Origin of the sequence: Leptotrichia sp. oral taxon 879 str. F0557, assembly GCF_000469385.1 — a bacterium.
GTDB classification, from domain to species: Bacteria; Fusobacteriota; Fusobacteriia; order Fusobacteriales; family Leptotrichiaceae; genus Leptotrichia; species Leptotrichia mesophila.
Genome location: NZ_KI271304.1, coordinates 128,828 through 143,809 on the forward strand (window position 1 = coordinate 128,828; position 14,982 = coordinate 143,809).

The window sequence follows — 14,982 nt, forward strand, 5'->3', positions numbered from 1 at the left end:
CTCTTATCAATATTATAATTCAAATGTATCTAAAATTTATTCCTTATTATATCACACTTTTCTCAAAATCTATAAAAAAAGATTATCCTAAATTTAATTTTTTAAGATAATCAATTTTTTTATTTAAACATAATTCTAATCTGTTCTCAGTGCTTCCATTGGCTCCAATGCGGCAGCTTTTTTCGCTGGATAAACTCCAAAAACTAATCCTATCATTGTCGAAACAAATATACACACAAACACTATAACTGGACTTAATATTGGCGATGTCTGTATAAACATGCCAACTAAAAGTGCTAATGAATATCCAATTACAACTCCAATTATACCACCAAAAAATGTCAAAATCACAGCTTCTATCAAAAATTGTATAAGAATGTGTGTTGTTTTGGCTCCAATAGCCTTTCTTAGCCCAACTTCCCTTATTCTCTCGGTAACACTTACAAGCATTATATTCATAACTCCGATTCCACCTACAAATAACGAAATTGCAGCAACTCCACTTATGAAAAGTGAAAGCATGTTAAGAATGTTATTAAATTCATCCAAGCCTTGACTTGTTGAATTTACATTATAAACATTAGGCTCACTTCCTCTTGTCTTCATTTTTTCTTTTACAATTTCCATTATTCTAGCCATTTCATTGGCATCAGTAGTTTTTACCTGCAAAGCTGTATATTTATTCTGCTCATTTCCTTCTAAATGATTTAAGTAATTATTTGGCAGAAGTCCCATTGCAGGCATCTGATCTCCACCTCCTAGACTTGCATACGGATTTTTAAACACTCCAACGATTGTCACTATCTGACTATTTTTTCTAAAATTTAAAGTCAATTTCTTTCCTATAGGATTTTCGCCAGGAAATAACTGATCTGAGGTTGTATTGTCAATTATTACGTATTTTCCATCTTTTCTATATTCATTTGGCAAAAATTTTCGTCCTTTTATTATTGTGTAATTTGAAATCTTAAAATAATCTTCTGTTACTCCAGTTCCAGTAAACATCTTATCTGATCCATCATTTGAAGATAATCTTGCAAAAGTGCTGGAAGTAGGAGTAACTGCTTCGACACCTTCTATACTCTTTAATTCCTTAATATCTTTTTGGGTAAGTAAATCCTGTGATTTATAAGTCTGTCCTGGAGAAGTGTCAATTGATATTTCAAAGTTTGATACTCCTAGCTTATTCAAATCTCCAGTAATATTTTCCTTAACTCCTGCTCCTAATGAAGACATCATTATCACTGAAGATATACCGATTATTATTCCAAGCATTGTCAAGAAGGAACGTACCTTATAGCTAAATAAATTTGATACTGATAATTTTAGCAATTCCATAAAATCCATTTACACTACACTCCTCTCCGATGCTGAACAATTTCATCCTTTTCTATTACACCGTCTTTTAATCTGATAATTCTTTTACAATGCTCTGCCACATCTTCCTCATGCGTAACCATTACTATCGTTGTTCCGTTATCGTTCAATTTTTTAAAAATTTCCAAAACCTCTTCTCCAGATTTTGAATCTAGATTTCCTGTTGGCTCATCTGCAAGAAGTATTTTAGGATTGTTTATTATCGCTCTTGCTATTGCCACTCTCTGTCTTTGTCCCCCTGACATCTCATTTGGCTTATGATGGATTCTTTCACCAAGTCCCACACTTTCCAATGCTTCAGTTGCCCTTTTTAGCCTTTCAGCTTTCTTTACTCCTGCATACAAAGCTGGAAGAGCCACATTTTCAACTGCCGTCATCTTTGGAAGTAAGTTAAAAGTTTGGAATACAAACCCTATTTTTTTGTTTCTTACTTCAGCAAGTGCATCTCCTTTTATAGTTGAAACATCTTGATTATCTAAAATATAAGTTCCAGATGTAAGGCTGTCAAGACACCCCAAAATATTCATAAGAGTAGATTTTCCACTTCCAGATGGTCCCATAAAAGCTACATATTCTCCTTCACTTACAGAAAGATTAAGCCCTTTCAAAACTTTTAATTCCATGCTTCCGTTTTTATATATTTTTACTATATCGCTCACTTTTATCATAAAAATTTACCTCTAAAGTTTATTTTTCTATCTTGGTGGTGGTCCACCAGGTCCTCCACCTTTTCCTGTTTGTTTTTCTTCCTTAAACATTACACCATTAGGAGCTACTTTCTGTTTTGACGGATCGGCAATTTTTATTTTTTGTCCATCTTTCAATCTCTCATCCGCAACAGTGATTACTCTTTCTCCCACTGATATACCAGATTCCACAGCATAAAATGTATCATCATTCATTCCAACTTTAATTTCTCTTTTTGAAACTTTATTACCTTTTCCTACAACAAAAGCATAATATTTACCATTTTCATTTATAACTGAACTATATGGAAGTCTTGGTACATTTTTACTTTCTTTGTAAAAAATAGTCGCTGTTATCGTAGCACCAGGCTTCAATCCCTTAGTTTCATTTATCTGAATTTTTACAGTAGTGTTACTTTCATCAAGAGACGAACTCTTTTCAGCCACTCCAGAAATTTGCAAAACAGAGCCTTCTATTTTCTCTCCGTCCGGCAATGAATCTGAAGTAATCTCAACTCTTTGCCCAACTTGAATATTTTTTACCTCATTGTCTGAAAGGCTTACCTCTACCCTCATGTTTGTTGAATCTGATACTTTAAACAAAGTCGTTTCAGTATTTACACGGTAATTTTCATCTGCAGTCATTTCTGTAATAACACCATCAACTGGACTTGTTATTTCATCTTTTATAAGTGCCAGATCTTCTTGTAATGTTGCCAATTCTAATTTTGCTGTCTTTAATGATGTTCTTGCATCTTCAATGCTAGCCTTCTGCTCACTGTCAACTGTATCCAAATCTAGTCTTGAATTTCTTAGAGCCTTTCTTGCATCATCTACATTAACCCTTGTTTCCCCACCAACTTTATATAACTCTTCTGCGTTATGCAAATCTCTTGATTTTTGTTGAATTTCTAAACTTTTCGACTCTTTTTTTCTTCTAAGTGAGCCTTGAGCATCAGCTATATTTCTTTCATATTTTTGAATTTCCAAAGTTTTCATTTGTATTTTTCTCAAAGTTTCATTTTTATCAACTGGATAAAATGTCAGCACTACATCACCTTTTTTCACATTATCTCCTTTTTTAAAGAACACTTTGTTTACTCTTTGACTTGAAGTTGTAAATACTGAAACCGCATTATCTGACACAACTTGTCCATTCTTTGAAACTGATAACGAAATATCTCCCCTATCAACAGTTGTCACTTCATATTCCGGCTCAGCTTCTTTTTTTCCACATGAAACTGCAGCAAATAATATTACAGCAAATATTGTCATAAATTTATAAAAATAATTTTTATTTTTTGACTCTTTCCTCTTTGATTCAATAGTTTTAGCTATTTCAGAAAATTCTGTATTTATTTCCACAAAATCACCGCTTTCCTAATTTTCGTTTTTATTTTTCATATTAATAATCTCTATTTATAATATTTTATTTTTTTAGTAAATGCTGCAAGTTCATTTTTGGCTGTTTCGTAATCTATTACAGCTTTTTTATAGTTATTCCGTTTTTCCACATAGTTGGAATACGTGTCAACTCCCAGCTCGTACTTCTTAGCATAAATTTCATATTCTTTTTTCTTGATATTCATTGTATTTTGTGCTGTTAATTCATTTGTCTGATAGGTTGTGTAAGTTATCATCTGCTGTCCCGCATTTGACACCAGTTCATTTTTTTTCTGTTCATATTGTAATCTCAATTTATCTGCTTCATTTTTTAGATCTTCAACAGTATCATTGTATCTTTTAAAAGTTTTTGACACAGATAACCCAACAACAACAGAATGATCCTTTAAGGAATATCCAATATCTCCTGATAATTTAGGATACTTGTAATCAATATTTTCCTTTCTTAGCTGTTCACTGTTAAGCTGCGAATTCAATTCTATTGTTTCAGCTTCTGAGAGTCTAAGAGCATAAAAATCATCCTTTTTCAGTTCAATTTTTTTCAGGTCATCAAGCTTCTCTTTTTCAGGTAAAGTTACATTGTAAACTGTAAATTGTTCTCCTAAAATTTGCAGTTCCCGCCCAAGATTTTCATATTTTAGCTGAGAATTTTCATATTCTGTTTTTGCTAGTTCATAATCATACTGTGATGCTGTCCCCAGCTCATATTTTTTAGCCTGAATAGCATAATCTTTTTTAGTATCTTCTAACGCAAGCGCTTCCTGTTCCATTTCCTTCTGTTTATTCTTATAATTTTTATATAAATCAATCAAATCACGTATTTCAGAATTTTTAGTAGTTTCATTGTTAATTTTCTGTATATTTCGTGAAATTTGATTAGTTTTTTTATTATAATTATTATCACTGTAACCAAAATAATCGTTTAAAGTTTTAGAAATACCAATTTTATTTTCTGTAAGCTCACTGCTTCTAAAATTATATGCATTCCTATAATAAAACATCCCATACTTTACATTATTTTGCATAGTTAGACCATTTGCTGCTCCGTGTAACGTATAATTATTATCTGAAGTTACACTGACTTCATTCCACTCCCCATTTTTCAAAGATTTCTCTTTTATATCAAACTTTCTCATATTTTTTTCATTAATTTTTGTCGTATAAGAATTTTTTTCATACTGAGAGATCAAATCATCCACATTAACTGCAAAACTCATCGCACTAAATGTAAATAATGCTGATAAAATCTGTATCTTTCTATTTTTAAAATTCAAAAATATCCCAACCATGTAATCTCCTTTCTTCTAGAATAAACAGCTTATTTTTTATCAAAATCTATTATAACACTTATTTCATAGAATATCATTTTTTTTTGACAAAATTATGACTTTATTTAATTTTAATTTCTTTTTTAAATTTAATAAATATTATGGTTATCTACACTATAATAATTATATAATAAAATCAATAATGAATAAACCATTTTTTAAATTATTTTTATTTCTATAGTATTTAATTTCTTATCTTAAAATTTAAGAATCTCCATTATAGAATAACTCTATTTACAATTCGATATATTTATTATATAATAATCTATAAATAATAAATTTGAAAAATAAAAAAGGAGTATTTATATGGCAAGTTACAAAAATTTTGACTTTAAAAAATTATATTTTCTCGTTTATATTGCTTTAATTCTGCTAGTTGTATTTTTAGCATTTAAACTTGGGATATTTTTGTTTCCATTTACGATAGCATTGTTTTTTTCAATATTGACACGGCCGTTTACACGATTTTTACAAAAAAGGTTAAAGCTTTCAAAAAAGCTGTCTACGATAATTTCTATTGTAACATTTTTATTAATATTTTTTGGAATTATTGGCTGGGGATCATTAAAATTGATAAGTGAAATTTATAAATTATCGCAAAATCTTAATAGTTATAGCGAGATTACACAAAAATTATGGACTGACAGCATGGCAAAAGTTTATACTTATCTTGGAAATTTCCCGTCAGGATTCACAAAGCAGGTAAATGATACAATAAACAGTTTTATTTCCTCAGGCTCTTCAAAACTTGGAGGATTTATAAAAGGGCTGATAAGTTTTATTACATCTATTCCGACTGTAATTCTATATATTTGTATAACGATTCTTGCAACTTTCTTTATAAGTCTTGACAGGGATGAAATTGTATCTTTCCTAGAGCAGCAGCTCCCAAAGTCTTGGCTAGATAAGGTTTTCAATATAAAAACTGATATGTTTACAGTTCTTGGCTCTTATATTAAGGCACAGATTATTTTAATGACAATATGTTTTTTTGAACTTCTAATATGTTTAAATTTATTATCATTTTTAGGGCTAAATGTACCGTATCCCCTATTAATGTCAATCATAATCTGTATAATCGATGCACTCCCAATATTAGGAGCAGGAACAGTCTTAATCCCATGGGCAGTAATTTCTTTTGCACTATCTGACATAACATTAGGTATTGCCCTAATAATAATTTACCTATTTGTCCTTTCTGTAAGACAAATGCTAGAACCAAAGCTGGTAAGCCAAAATTTAGGAGTCCATCCATTAATTACACTAATCTCAATGTACTCAGGATTCAAAATTTTTGGTGTAATGGGATTCCTGATTGGGCCTGTTGTAATGATTATTTTGAAAAATGTATTTTCAAGAGAACTGGAAGTCGGATTTTTCAGAGATATTTTTGGTGATCCCTCTGACAATAGTAAACTTAATTTAGAAAAAAAGAATAAAGAAAATATTAAAAAAAGAAGGACATAGTTTTTACACTTGTCCTTTTTTTACAAATCTAAATTCTACTCTTCGATTTCTTTCTCTTCCCTCTTCCGTATCATTTGTCTTGATTGGATTGTTTTCACCGCGTCCTATTAAATCCACAACTCTATCTTTCGAAAGCCCGATCTCTATCAATTTTGAACTAACCTTTTCTGCTCTTCTTAATGATAATCTTTTATTATACGAAGACGAACCGCTTTTATCAGTATATCCAATAATTGACACAAGAAAATCATTTTTCTCGATATAATCCTTTATGTCTCTCAGTACAGGATAGGCTTCTTTCTTTAAATCTGTACTATTTTTATGAAAGTTCAAATCGTTTGATCTGAGAGTTATAATCTCTGATTTTGATATTTGTACTTTTTCTGGATTATTTATTGGGCTTTCTTGAATTTCAGAAATAGTTGCTGTTGTCTCTTCTGTTGTTTCAGTTTGTGTTGAAACTACTTCTACAGGTTTAACATTTTGAACAGATTGTGCCTGTGTTTTTTGTTGCGATTGGCTAACATGATTTTTTTCAGTATTATAATATGTTGCTTGAATTCTGTTATTAACTATCTTTGTTCCTGTTCCGTCCTGTGTCAAAGCAACCGTAATTAAATCAGGATTATCTGTTGTTACAGCCGTTTTTTGTGGATTTGGTGTATCAAGTGTAGGAACCTCATTTACCGTTTCCTGCTGTATATCTGCCACATTCGCACGAATTATATCCTTTCTCATATCGGAAGTTGTCATTTTTTCAGATACCGTAGGTACCGCCATTGCAACCAATGAAGAAACTGCAACTAATGTAGGCCTTTTCATGATTTGCTCTTCCTCCTATTTTAATAAAGTATTTTATTTTTGACTGTTTTCAAGACCATATTTTTTAATTAATTCATTATATTTTCCATTTTCTTTCATTTTTTTCAATTCAGCATTTATTTGTTTTACCAACTCTTGATTTTTTCCTTTATTAAGAGCCATTGCCATTCCGATTTTAGCTGATTTTTCATCAAAAATTTCCATTTCAGGATTTTTCTTCATGTATTCTTCAGCTACTGCTTTTTCAAGAATAATTACATCAATTTTTCCTGCTTTTAAATCTAAAATAGTATTTACTGTACTTTCGTTTGGTACAACAGTTGCTCCATTAATCTCTTTTGCTTCTATTTCTTGAATTGTTCCAAGCTGAACTCCAATTTTCTTACCACCTAATGTAGTTGGTGTAACTGCAGTATTACCTTTTTTTCTTATGTAAGTTTCTTTTGAAACAAAGTAATCATCAGTAAAATCTACTGATTTTTTTCTTTCTTCAGTTGAACTCATACCAGATACAATAATATCAATTTTTCCCGCTTTCAATGCTGGAATCAATCCATCAAATGATTGGTCAATAATTTCAACTTTATATCCAAGATTTTTTCCAATTTCATTTATAAGATCAACATCAAATCCAGTAACTTGTCCATTTTCAACATATTCAAATGGAGCAAAAACTGCATTTAATCCTACTCTTAATTTTTTCTCCCCATTATCTTTTTTTCCACACGATATAATTCCAAAAATTACTAATGTTATCATCAAAAATATTTTTTTCATATTTTTTCCTCTCTTTCTCTATTTAATTTTATTTAAAATCGTTTTAACTAATAATCTTTTAGTGATTTAACACTTTTTCTAAAAACTCTCTTGCTCTTTCTGTTTTTGGATTGTCAAATAAATCCTGCGGTCTTGCATCTTCTAGAATATATCCTCCATCCATAAAAAATACTCTATTAGCTACATTTCTTGCAAATCCCATTTCGTGTGTTACCACAATCATTGTCATTCCCGCATTTGCAAGCTCCTTCATAACTTCCAGAACTTCCCCTATCATTTCAGGATCAAGTGCGGATGTTGGCTCATCAAACAGAATTACTTTAGGATTCATTGCTAATGCCCTTGCAATTGCAACCCTTTGTTTCTGTCCACCAGACAGCTTATTTGGATAAACATCTTTTTTATCAGCAAGTCCCACTTTTTCCAGTAATTCTATTGCCAGTTTTTCTGCCTCAGCTTTTGGCATTTTTTTTAATCTAATTGGTCCCAAAGTAATGTTTTCCAGTACAGTTTTATGTGGATACAAATTAAAGTGCTGGAACACCATTCCGACTTCCTCACGAATTTTATTTATATCCGCCTTACGTTCCAAAATATTTTTATTATTTATTTTAATCTCTCCTGATGTAGGTTCTTCAAGCCTATTTATACAACGTAAGAATGTTGATTTTCCACTTCCAGAAGGTCCTATAATCGAAATTACTTCTCCTTCTTTTATTTCTGTACTAATTCCTTTTAAAACTTCCAATTCGCCATATTTTTTCTTCAAATCTTTTATCTTAATCATTTTCCTTTAATCTCATCTCCAATCGTTTCCCAATAAATGAGAATAATTTTACGCTGATATAATAAACCAAACCAGTAAACAATATTGGTTTTACACTATAATATACAGCTTGTAAGCTTTTACTGTTCATTGTAATGTCTACGACACTAATATATCCCACAACGGCTGTTTCCTTAAATAAATTTATAAATTCATTTAAAAGTGCTGGCAAAATATTTTTTATTGCCTGCGGCATTATAATTTCATTCATTGCCATTCTATAAGGCATCCCAGTTGCTCTTGCAGCTTCCATTTGTCCTTTGTCTATACTTTCAATTCCAGAACGGATTGTCTCTTCTACATAAGCTGCACTATTAAGTCCTAAAGCAATTAATGCAATCCAGTAATTATTAAATATCACAACTACAAAAGATAGTGTCAAAAGTTGCAAAACCATAGGAGTTCCTCGCATTATATCAACATATTCATCAATAATAACGTCTTTTATCATATCTAAAACTTCTATATTGGTTTTCTGAAATTTTAAAAATGCTAAAAACATTCCCAAAAGAATACCAATAGCAGCTCCTCCAACTGTAAGCCCCAATGTAGTTATAAAGTAACTGTTCGCATAAATTTGCCACTCTTTTGGTTTCATATCATATGGAAACACAAGAAGTACAGCAACAGTTACAACTGCTATAAAAAATGATGTTTTTACTATTTTTCGTGTTTTTTCCAATTCTTCCATTATATTTAATGAACTTTAATTTTTGTTCATATCCTCCTTACCATTAAAAATTATTATAATATTATTATACCTAATATTTATAGGTTTTTCAATAAAAAGTTTTTATTTTATTATTTAATTTAGTACTTTTCTTATCTTTATTCATTTTCAAAGAAGATTAAATATTTTTTCAAAATATTTTTAAATAATTAAGTGATATAGTTACTTGATTTTGGAAATGATGTTTATAAATTCAGTAAAATTTCCAAAACGAAAATTAATTTAAAAAGGAGTTATAACTATGAAATTATTTAAATTTTTATTTTTTTCAGTTATTGTATTAATTGCAGGCTTAGGTTACTACATTTACACTCAAAATCAGTTAAAAATTCCAGATTCTATGGTAAAAAGTGCTGTTGCTTCGAAATTTCCAATAGAAAAATCCTATCCCCTTGGAAAAATTAAACTATTTAATCCAAAAGTACATTTTGAGAATGATAAGTTAATTATTGAAGCAGAATACCTAAATGATGCATTAAATGATCAGATTAGCGGAACAATGACCTTTGCAACTGACATTCGTTATGATCCAATGAAATCAAATCTTTATCTCGAGGACTTCCAAATTGTAAGACTTACAAAAGAAAATAAAGAAATTGATCTTGATAAAAAACCTATTATCAGAACAGGCTTAAATTATGCTTTTAGTCAGCTTGAAAAAAAAGAAATTCTGAATTTATCAGGAGTTGAAAAATTTCAAATGATAAAGGATATAAAAATTGAAAATAATAAATTGACTGTTGTTAAATAAAAAATAATTTTAATTATTATTCAGTTAAAATTTTATGTTTGAAAAAACGTTCCTGAAATTCAACCAGTACTTCCATTTGGGAAACTGTATAATTTTTCCCATCTGGAATTACTATAAGTTTATTTTCTTCATCATCATACCTATACACAATAGCTCTACATATTCCACAAAATTCATCAACAGGTTCAAAAACTCCCAAAATATACACATCTATTTCTTCTCCATCTTCACTAATAGTATTTGGAATATATCCATAATTTACTGGATATAAAAAATTATATTTAGGATGCCTTTCTCCCATTTTTCTATCCATCTTTACATGTATTTTTTGTCCTAAAAATTTTTTATAATTATCTAAACTCATAAAAATCCTTTTTAAATATCAATTTTAATTTATATTTCTTTAAAATTTTTCTGTTTTTATTTAAAAACTTCCTTTTAACATTCCTAAAAAATATATCACTGCAATAGAAACAATTATTATTATTCCCAGATTCGTCTTCCTAAAAGTTAAATATGCCACGATTGCCATTCCAATCAGAACTCTTATTATGTCAAAATTTGTACTTCCAGTAGAAGTAAAAATATCTGGAAATACTAATACTGTCAGTACTGTATAAGGAAGTGCTTCAAAGAATTTATTAACTTTTAGGTTGTTTTCTGGAATTTTTACAAATATTGGCAATGTCCTCAGTATTACCGTCATGATTATGAGTGTCATCAAAATCATTGTTAAAATCCCTAAATTTTCGTTATAATTCAATCTTATCACTTCCTTTCCCTTTATTAATTTAATCGTTTTCCTACTTTTCAGGATTTTCATTATAATAAAGCTGCGCATATATAAAACTTGCCAAAGACATCGTTAAAATCATAACCCATCCTGAACTTACCTTATTTAAAATAGGCAAAAATGAAAATGCCATTTTTATAACAAGTGCCAGCAAAACAATTCTTATATATTTAAAATTTTGGCTTAAAGCCATTATTAACATACTGAAAAATATTGAATAAAGCACAAAATTCATACTAGTCATAAGTGATTCTGGCAATTTTTCACCAAATATTGCTCCAAAAATTGTACCAAAACAGTAGCAAAAATATGGAATTGTATTTACTCCCATCATATACCACGCATTTGTTGCCTTTTTCAATGTCAGATATGTTACAGTTTCATCAGTAAGCCCCACGCCTACCAGAAACTTCTGAAAAATAGGAGTTTTTTCACCAAGCTGTCTAAAAATAACAATATTTAACAATAAATATCTTAAATTGATAAGAACAATAGATAAAATCACTTCAACTGGAGGCGACTTCATCACATAAAGTACCTTTAACAGTAATGAATGAGCCCCTCCTGCATACATTCCAAACGATGTAAGCCCAATCATTGGCAAAATTTGGGAAAAACTTTTGGCTGAAATCAGTCCAATTGCAACTCCAAAGGGTATATAGGCAATTCCGATTCCAGTACCGTCTTTTAATCCCTTTAAATAATTTTCCAGTTTTCTTATTTGTGCCATTTTTTGTTCTGATTCCTTCCTTATATAGTATTATTCTAACAATTTCAAAACAATTAGTCAAATATATAATATATATTTCTATCATATATAAAATATATTATTATTTTAATAATCCCCAATTTTTAGCCACACTTCCATTCGCTTTTAATGGAACTTTCTTAAATTCAACAGTATTTTCCATAATTTTTTCAATTTTTTCCATGTATTCCTTAGCAAATTCATCACGAACTTCAAAAATCAGTTCATCGTGAACTTGAAGAAGCATTTTTATATTTTCATCATTTTTAAACTCCTCATGAAGTTCAATCATAACTTTTTTTATAATATTTGCCGCTGTTCCTTGAACAACAGTATTTACCGCCATTCTTACAGCCTGTGCCTGTACATTTTTATTTGTTGAATTAATTCCGTTAATGTATCTTCTCGTACCGTAAAAAGTTTCTACAAAACCGTGAAGCTTAGCCGTTTCTGTCACAATATCCAAAAATTTTCTGACTCTCGGATATTCCTCAAAATATGTCGTTATATATTGAGAAGCCTCTTGAACTGTAATCCCTAGTTCCTTCGACAGTCCAAACGGTGTTTTTCCATACAGGATACTAAAATTAATTACTTTTGCAATACTTCTCTCGTGCCGTGAAATCTCATCTTCTTCGGTTTTGAAAAATATCTTTCTTGCCGTTAAGTCATGTAAATCCTGATTATCCTGATACGCCTGTACTAAATGCCTGTCTTTTGATAATTCAGCCAGAACTCTCAATTCAATTTGTGAATAATCAAATGAAATCAAGCTATGCCCTCTCTTTGCAACAAAACCAGTACGAATCCTTATTCCATCATCTGTTCTCACAGGAATATTCTGTAAATTTGGATTTGCTGACGAAAGCCGTCCAGTAGATGTCCCATTTTGGTTAAAAGTAGTATGAATCCTTTCCTCTTTATCCGCCAGTTTTGGAATTGGCTCAATGTATGTTGACAATAATTTCTTATAAGCCCTGTATTCCAGCAACTTTTTCCCAATCATCCGTTTGTCTTCTGTCAATTCTCCATTGTTTGCAATCATTTCCAGAACTTCCACATTTGTTGAATATCCAGTCTTTGTCTTTTTCCCCGACGGAATCTGCAATTTTTCAAACAAAACTTCCCCTAATTGTTGTGGCGAATCAATATTAAATTCTCCATCAGCAAGTTTATAAATATCACTTTGAAGCATATTTATCTTTTCTTCCAGCTCATTCTGAAATTCACTGAAATATTTTTTATCAATTTTTATTCCAGTTTCTTCCATTTGTGCCAATACTGGTATTAATCGACTTTCCAGCTTGTCAAATATATTTAGAAACTGCTCATTTTGTAACCTATTTCTAAAAATTGTTTCCAATTTATAAATAAAGAATGTTCTCTTCGATAAAAACTCACAAACCACATCATCAGAAACATCGCTAAAATCCTTCTTTCTTCGTTCCTTTTTAAATTGCTCCTCAAAAGTTGCAATCTCAACACCAAACTCATCTAAAATTATTTCCTCGATTTCCTGCAAACTTTCTGTCCCAAGTACATATCTTGCAAGCAAAATATCAAAATATTCCGTACATTTTATCCCGAATCTCTCTTCATTTATCCCATAAGTTTTTCCACCAACAGAATATCCAAAATACTCACTTTCCCCATTTTTCATATACTCTTTCACATTATAGGCAATAATTTCTTTCTCACTCAATAATTTATAAATATCCTCAATATTTTTTTTATTATCTTCCTTTTCATAAGTATTCTCACCTAAACTGAACAAGTTAATTTGAACTCCAGCTCCTGATTTTTCGTGATTTTCATTTTGTAAAATATTTTTCAATTCACTATCCAAAAGCACAATATTCGTTTTTTCATCACAAATAGAAAGTCCAAGCATATTCTCAAAAATTGCTACTTTTTTATCCATTTTCTCAATCACAGAATAAGCATCATTCCAGCTCACAACTTTTCCATAATTTTTCTCAAAATACACTTTTTCATCTTTAATTTTCTTGGTTTTTTCAGTTTTCTGATTTTCTAGTGCGGTCTCTTCCTGCTTTTTCTTCTGAGCCTCGTATTCCATTGCCAATTTTTCTTTTAAAACTTGAATTTCATCAATTTTTTTGTCTATTTCTGAATTATGCTCATACTCCACATGCTCATAAAAATGTGAAATTCCATCAAAAATCGGATTTTCCTTATCATACTCCAATTCCTGCTTTTCAATTTTTTCTCTTTCAAGTCTCTCTTTTTCCAATTTTTCTTCAGTAATTTTTTTATTTTTTTCTAAAACTAACTTCTCTTCTTCAGTAAGTTCCTTCTGATTACCGTTTTGCAAGAATCTTTCCTTTTCTTCTTCAACAGCTTTAAAAAATCTTTTAAAATCAAGCTCTTCATAAAGTTTTAAAAGACTGTCAAAATCCTTTTCCTCAAATTTCAATTTATTTTTATCATATTCAACATCAAGCTCCCTTTTCACAGTTGCAAGTTCCCGACTTATAAAGGCATTTTCCTTATCAGTTATCAATTTTTCCTTCTGTTTCCCTTTTATTTCGTCAATATTTTCGTAAATTCCTTCCAAATTTCCATAAGTCGTAATAAGTTTCACTCCATTTTTAGGCCCAATCCCAGCAACTCCCGGAATCCCATCCGACTTATCTCCCATAAGCCCAAACAAATCAGGAATCTTATCAGGTGTAACTCCCAAATATTCAACTACATCTTCATCCGTCTTTATATGTTTAAATGCAGAATTTTTATCCCCTTTTCCAAGCAAGGCAATGTTAATTTTTCCATCTACAAGCTGTGCCAAATCCTTATCCCCAGTTATTACAAAAACCTCAATCTGCTCATCTTCATCATTAGAAAATTTAGTGGCAAAAGTGGCAATAACATCATCCGCTTCCTGCCCAGCTTTCTTATATTTCGGAATTCTATACCCATCCAATACCTTCATAATAGTATCAATCTGCATAACCAGTTCTTCAGGCATACTTTCCCTATGTGCCTTATACGTTTCCAGCTCCCCAGTTCTATCCAGCTCACTTCTTTTCACATCTAGACAAGCCACTAAATAATCAGGCCTAAACTCCCTAATCACACTTTCCAGCGTATTAATAAACCCAAATGTTGCTCCAGTAGACATTCCGTTACTATTTCTCATTCCCATTAGTGCAAAATGACTTCTATACATAATCGCACTCGTATCCAATATAACCGCTCTTTTCAACTTAATTATTCCTCATTTCTTTTTTTAATTTTAACAATATTTATATTTAT

Annotated in this window: 14 protein-coding genes; 2 read left to right on the top strand and 12 right to left on the bottom strand. The window is 30.4% G+C overall.

The window, feature by feature from the left end; genetic code table 11:
• Positions 1-135: 135 nt before the first annotated feature.
• From HMPREF1552_RS04325 to HMPREF1552_RS04340, 4 genes are read right to left on the bottom strand one after another with little or no spacing between them, the layout of a single operon-like run.
• Complete coding sequence (locus HMPREF1552_RS04325; RefSeq protein WP_039901157.1) at positions 136-1,347, bottom strand: ABC transporter permease; 1,212 nt, start codon at positions 1,345-1,347, stop codon at positions 136-138.
• 5 nt (positions 1,348-1,352) lie between these two features.
• Complete coding sequence (locus tag HMPREF1552_RS04330) at positions 1,353-2,045, bottom strand: ABC transporter ATP-binding protein (protein WP_021743878.1); 693 nt, start codon at positions 2,043-2,045, stop codon at positions 1,353-1,355.
• Between the two features lie 27 nt (positions 2,046-2,072).
• Positions 2,073-3,428 (bottom strand): efflux RND transporter periplasmic adaptor subunit, encoded by a 1,356-nt coding sequence (locus HMPREF1552_RS04335; RefSeq protein WP_021743879.1) that lies wholly within the window; start codon positions 3,426-3,428, stop codon positions 2,073-2,075.
• A 50-nt stretch (positions 3,429-3,478) separates the two neighbouring features.
• Positions 3,479-4,756, bottom strand: coding sequence for a TolC family protein (locus HMPREF1552_RS04340; RefSeq protein WP_021743880.1), 1,278 nt, complete (start codon positions 4,754-4,756; stop codon positions 3,479-3,481).
• 345 nt (positions 4,757-5,101) lie between these two features.
• Here HMPREF1552_RS04340 and ytvI point away from each other — a divergent pair, with 345 nt between their 5' ends.
• The gene (gene ytvI, locus HMPREF1552_RS04345) at positions 5,102-6,262 is read left to right on the top strand and encodes a sporulation integral membrane protein YtvI (RefSeq protein WP_021743881.1); all 1,161 of its coding nucleotides are present in this window, start codon (positions 5,102-5,104) and stop codon (positions 6,260-6,262) included.
• Between the two features lie 3 nt (positions 6,263-6,265).
• On the opposite strand, the gene HMPREF1552_RS04350 is transcribed toward ytvI, so the two are convergent.
• From HMPREF1552_RS04350 to HMPREF1552_RS04365, 4 genes are read right to left on the bottom strand one after another with little or no spacing between them, the layout of a single operon-like run.
• On the bottom strand, positions 6,266-7,084 hold the full coding sequence (locus tag HMPREF1552_RS04350) for an OmpA family protein (RefSeq protein WP_021743882.1): 819 nt from the start codon (positions 7,082-7,084) through the stop codon (positions 6,266-6,268).
• A 33-nt stretch (positions 7,085-7,117) separates the two neighbouring features.
• Positions 7,118-7,861 (bottom strand): basic amino acid ABC transporter substrate-binding protein, encoded by a 744-nt coding sequence (locus tag HMPREF1552_RS04355; protein WP_021743883.1) that lies wholly within the window; start codon positions 7,859-7,861, stop codon positions 7,118-7,120.
• Between the two features lie 58 nt (positions 7,862-7,919).
• A complete protein-coding gene (locus HMPREF1552_RS04360; protein ID WP_021743884.1) occupies positions 7,920-8,648 on the bottom strand; it encodes an amino acid ABC transporter ATP-binding protein in 729 nt (242 codons plus the stop codon).
• Positions 8,641-9,378 carry an amino acid ABC transporter permease gene (locus HMPREF1552_RS04365; RefSeq protein WP_021743885.1) on the bottom strand — a complete coding sequence of 246 codons (738 nt, stop codon included), beginning with the start codon at positions 9,376-9,378 and terminating at the stop codon, positions 8,641-8,643. The genes HMPREF1552_RS04360 and HMPREF1552_RS04365 overlap by 8 nt, the downstream gene beginning before the upstream one ends.
• 280 nt (positions 9,379-9,658) lie before the next feature.
• Between HMPREF1552_RS04365 and HMPREF1552_RS04370 the strand changes: the two genes are divergently transcribed.
• On the top strand, positions 9,659-10,168 hold the full coding sequence (locus tag HMPREF1552_RS04370; RefSeq protein ID WP_021743886.1) for a DUF1439 domain-containing protein: 510 nt from the start codon (positions 9,659-9,661) through the stop codon (positions 10,166-10,168).
• A 16-nt stretch (positions 10,169-10,184) separates the two neighbouring features.
• Here the strand turns inward: HMPREF1552_RS04370 and HMPREF1552_RS04375 are convergent, their stop codons facing one another.
• The 4 genes from HMPREF1552_RS04375 to polA all read right to left on the bottom strand — a co-directional run bounded on the left by HMPREF1552_RS04375 (position 10,185) and on the right by polA (position 14,932).
• Positions 10,185-10,532 carry an inorganic diphosphatase gene (locus tag HMPREF1552_RS04375; protein WP_021743887.1) on the bottom strand — a complete coding sequence of 116 codons (348 nt, stop codon included), beginning with the start codon at positions 10,530-10,532 and terminating at the stop codon, positions 10,185-10,187.
• A 60-nt stretch (positions 10,533-10,592) separates the two neighbouring features.
• A complete protein-coding gene (locus tag HMPREF1552_RS04380; RefSeq protein WP_369750435.1) occupies positions 10,593-10,940 on the bottom strand; it encodes an AzlD domain-containing protein in 348 nt (115 codons plus the stop codon).
• 31 nt (positions 10,941-10,971) lie between these two features.
• Positions 10,972-11,691, bottom strand: coding sequence for an AzlC family ABC transporter permease (locus HMPREF1552_RS04385; RefSeq protein WP_021743888.1), 720 nt, complete (start codon positions 11,689-11,691; stop codon positions 10,972-10,974).
• A gap of 100 nt (positions 11,692-11,791) precedes the next feature.
• Positions 11,792-14,932: a DNA polymerase I gene (gene polA / locus HMPREF1552_RS04390; protein ID WP_039901158.1), complete on the bottom strand. Its 3,141-nt coding sequence runs from the start codon at positions 14,930-14,932 to the stop codon at positions 11,792-11,794.
• Positions 14,933-14,982: the final 50 nt, after the last annotated feature.

Coding starts and splice junctions, on each gene's coding strand:
- HMPREF1552_RS04325 (WP_039901157.1), bottom strand. CDS start 1,347: ATGGATTTTATGGAATTGCTAAAATTATCAGTATCAAATTTATTTAGC.
- HMPREF1552_RS04330 (WP_021743878.1), bottom strand. CDS start 2,045: ATGATAAAAGTGAGCGATATAGTAAAAATATATAAAAACGGAAGCATG.
- HMPREF1552_RS04340 (WP_021743880.1), bottom strand. CDS start 4,756: ATGGTTGGGATATTTTTGAATTTTAAAAATAGAAAGATACAGATTTTA.
- ytvI (WP_021743881.1), top strand. CDS start 5,102: ATGGCAAGTTACAAAAATTTTGACTTTAAAAAATTATATTTTCTCGTT.
- HMPREF1552_RS04350 (WP_021743882.1), bottom strand. CDS start 7,084: ATGAAAAGGCCTACATTAGTTGCAGTTTCTTCATTGGTTGCAATGGCG.
- HMPREF1552_RS04355 (WP_021743883.1), bottom strand. CDS start 7,861: ATGAAAAAAATATTTTTGATGATAACATTAGTAATTTTTGGAATTATA.
- HMPREF1552_RS04360 (WP_021743884.1), bottom strand. CDS start 8,648: ATGATTAAGATAAAAGATTTGAAGAAAAAATATGGCGAATTGGAAGTT.
- HMPREF1552_RS04365 (WP_021743885.1), bottom strand. CDS start 9,378: ATGGAAGAATTGGAAAAAACACGAAAAATAGTAAAAACATCATTTTTT.
- HMPREF1552_RS04370 (WP_021743886.1), top strand. CDS start 9,659: ATGAAATTATTTAAATTTTTATTTTTTTCAGTTATTGTATTAATTGCA.
- HMPREF1552_RS04375 (WP_021743887.1), bottom strand. CDS start 10,532: ATGAGTTTAGATAATTATAAAAAATTTTTAGGACAAAAAATACATGTA.
- HMPREF1552_RS04385 (WP_021743888.1), bottom strand. CDS start 11,691: ATGGCACAAATAAGAAAACTGGAAAATTATTTAAAGGGATTAAAAGAC.